The 2,621-nt window shown below is 54.6% G+C and carries 1 protein-coding gene; it reads left to right on the top strand.

Annotated features, from left to right (window positions below):
* The first annotated feature begins 146 nt into the window (after positions 1-146).
* Positions 147-2,489, top strand: a complete 2,343-nt coding sequence (locus PG892_RS21980; RefSeq protein WP_270825871.1) for a TOTE conflict system archaeo-eukaryotic primase domain-containing protein — start codon at positions 147-149, stop codon at positions 2,487-2,489.
* Positions 2,490-2,621: the final 132 nt, after the last annotated feature.

Below are 2,621 nucleotides of genomic sequence, written 5' to 3'. Positions count from 1 at the left end.
AAGAGCCGGCTGGAATGACGACTATCGGGCTCAGTTATTCTTTGGTTAAAATATCAACAAAGTGTGCTCCCGCCCTGATTGGCACATAGCTTGATGGCAGGGCAACATTCTTATCGCAGGTCGGTTTGGAAGTAAGGGATTCGCGAATGACGAATGATGAGGTCAGTACCCTCAAAGCCGAAAATGTGCGCTTGATTGCACTACTGGAAAAACACGGCATCGAGTGGCGACTGCCGAATCCCGCCGCTCCTGTGGTACAAAAGCCAGGCGCCACACTCTTTTCCACCGCTCAAAAGGTTGCGATGTTTCGTGGTCTTTTTCGTGGACGCACTGATGTTTACCCTATACGCTGGGAAAGCAGGACAACCGGCAAATCCGGTTATGCCCCGGCCTGCGCCAACGAATGGCGAGCGGGGGTCTGTGAGAAGCCCAAAATTAAGTGTGGTGACTGCACTCAGCGCCTGCTGATCCCAGTCTCCGATACCGTGATCTACGATCACCTGGCCGGTAAGCACACCGTCGGTGTCTATCCATTGTTGGAAGATGACAGCTGCTATTTTTTGGCCATGGATCTCGATGAAGCCGATTGGCGCGAAGATGCGCGTGCAATCATGCTGTCGTGTGCAGAGTTGGAAATTCCGGCCGCACTGGAAATCTCACGCTCGGGCAAAGGTGCCCATGTTTGGGTGTTTTTTGTCAGCCGTGTATCGGCACGCGATGCCAGACGCCTGGGCTCAGCCATCATCAGCCACACTTGTGCTCGCAGTCGACAACTGAAGCTGGGCTCCTATGATCGATTGTTTCCTAATCAGGATTCCATGCCCAAGGGAGGCTTCGGAAATCTGATCGCCTTACCGTTGCAAAAGGGGCCGAGGGAGAAAGATTTCAGTGTTTTCGTCGATGCCAAACTGGCCCCCTACCCTGACCAATGGGCATTTCTTGACTCCATCCAGTTGATGCCCCCACACGACATTGAGCCCACCATCCTGCAAGCCACCGGTAATGTTCACCCACTCGACGTGACCTTTATTGATGACGAAGACCTGCTCACCCCCTGGAAGCGGGAGAATACCGCGACCAAGAAACTGTCCGGGCCGATGCCTACCTTGCTGAACGTGACAGTGGCCAACTTGATCTATTTTGAGAAAGCGCAGTTACCGCAGGCGTTGGCCAATCGCCTTATCCGGCTAGCCGCGTTCCAGAACCCTGAGTTCTACAAGGCACAGGCCATGCGAATGTCGGTATGGAATAAACCCCGTGTCATCGGCAATGCGGAGAACTTTCCGCAGCACATCGCCTTACCTCGTGGCTGCCTTGATGCGGCAATGGATCTGCTCCGGGAAAACGGCATCGGTTGCCATCTGTGCGACGAGCGCATTGCCGGTGAACCCATAGAAACCGCCTTCATCGGCACCTTGCGGCGGGATCAAGAAAATGCCGTCGCAGCGATGCTGTCCCACGATGTCGGTGTGCTATGCGCTCCGACTGCTTTTGGTAAAACTGTCACCGCTGCCACAATGATCGCACGCCGAGGCGTTAGCACTCTGGTGCTAGTGCATCGCACCGAGTTGCTTAAGCAGTGGCAAGACCGCTTGCAGGCATTCCTGGAGAACAGTAAGGGGTTGGTCGGCACCATTGGTGGTGGCAAGGCTAAGCCAACCGGGAAGATCGATATCGCAGTAATGCAGTCCATCTCTCGTCAAGGTGAAGTCAATCCGCTGGTAGAGAACTATGGTCAGGTGATCGTGGACGAATGCCACCATATTGGCGCAGCGTCTTTTGATGCCGTATTGAAGCGAACCAAAGCGAAATTCGTACTCGGCCTGACCGCCACCCCTATCCGTCGTGACGGCTTGCAACCGATTATCTTCATGCAGTGTGGCCCCATCAGATACACAGCGGAAAAACCGGTCAATGCCCCTCATAACCTGGAGGTAGTGCCCTGCTCATGGTCTCCCCACATTGAACTGCCTGCCGAGGCGGGCATCCAAGACGTCTTTAGACATCTGGCCAATGATACGGCCCGAACTGAAGCCATCGCAGCCCAGGTGCGCGATGCCTATGAGGAGGGCCGGAAGGTACTGGTTCTGACGGAACGCACCGAGCACCTTGATGCAATCAAATCTGCCCTCGAAAATCTGACGCTTCCGCCGTTTGTGCTGCACGGTAGAATGTCCAAGAAACAGCGGTCAACGCTGATCGCCGACTTGGATGCGTTGCCATCCGATGCGCCGAGGATCTTGTTGGCGACAGGTAAATTGGTCGGTGAAGGCTTTGATCACCCACCCCTCGATACGCTGATCCTGGCGATGCCGGTTTCATGGAAAGGGACGCTACAGCAATATGCTGGGCGTCTGCATCGGGAACATGCAGGCAAGACCGATGTGCAAATTTTCGACTTCGTGGATACCGGTCATCCTGCATTGCTGCGAATGTGGGACAAACGGCAGCGGGGGTATAGGACGATGGGATACAGAATTAAAACCTGAGTCCGTTTTTCAATAAGCACCAGTCCACAGGAAGGAGTAACCCCTGCCTCCATAGATCGCGAATTCAACTTCGAAGTGCGACACTCGCCTATGCCGCCTGACGGTACTCTTCGAATACCTTGACAGGCTGCC

The organism is Aeromonas sp. QDB68 (assembly GCF_027707405.1).
Classification (GTDB): domain Bacteria; phylum Pseudomonadota; class Gammaproteobacteria; order Enterobacterales; family Aeromonadaceae; genus Aeromonas; species Aeromonas caviae.
This window is presented reverse-complemented; position numbering and strand designations above follow the sequence as displayed.

What these genes read in the sequence shown, in the direction of transcription:
- PG892_RS21980 (WP_270825871.1), top strand. Translation starts at nt 147, where the DNA reads ATGACGAATGATGAGGTCAGTACCCTCAAAGCCGAAAATGTGCGCTTG.